The sequence below is a fragment of the Methylobacterium sp. WL103 genome (genome assembly GCF_008039885.1).
Taxonomy (GTDB): Bacteria; Pseudomonadota; Alphaproteobacteria; order Rhizobiales; family Beijerinckiaceae; genus Methylobacterium; species Methylobacterium cerastii.
On sequence record NZ_VRUX01001200.1, the window covers coordinates 1 to 607 of the forward strand.

Sequence of the window (607 nt, forward strand, 5' to 3'; positions counted from 1 at the left end):
CGCCAGCGCCGTGCCCCAGGCGCCGCCGCCGACCACCGCGACGGGTCGCGCGTTCTCGCCGGTCATGCGGGCTCTCCGGCAAAATCCGCCGCGGCGAGGCGGTAGAGGACGTGCCGGCGCAAGGGGCCGTCGGCGGGAACCGCGGGATGGTCGAAATCCTCCGCCTGCACCATCCCAAGCCGCTCCATTACCCGCCGCGACGGCGTGTTGCCGAGGGCTGTGAACGCCACCACGCCTGGGAGCCCGCAACGGCCGAACAGGTCCGCGAGGGCCAGGCGCGCGGCGCGGGTGGCGATGCCGCGGCCCCAGGCCTCGGGGCTGAGGCGCCAGCCGATCTCGATGAGGCTGCCCGGGCGCTCGCCGCCCGCGAACGGCATCGCGCGCATCAACCGCATCGCGCCGACGAAGCCGAGGAACGGCCCGCCCGGCTCCTCGACGGCCCAGGGGCCGAAGCCGTCGGCTTCGAAGCGCCGGTCGAGGGCGCGGGCCTCGGTCAGGCTCTCGCCGGCCGACTTCAACTTCGGGAAGTGGCGCATCACCTCCGGGTCGGCGTTCAGCCGCGCGAAGGGCGCGTCGTCCGCGCGGCGCCAGCGGCGCAGGCGCAACG

Annotated in this window: 1 protein-coding gene; it reads right to left on the reverse strand. The window is 75.8% G+C overall.

Features of this window, described 5'->3' with window-relative positions; translation table 11 throughout:
- Nucleotides 1-62: 62 nt before the first annotated feature.
- A partial coding sequence (locus FV222_RS28610) for a GNAT family N-acetyltransferase (protein ID WP_147816491.1) occupies nucleotides 63-607 on the reverse strand: 545 nt, incomplete at its 5' end.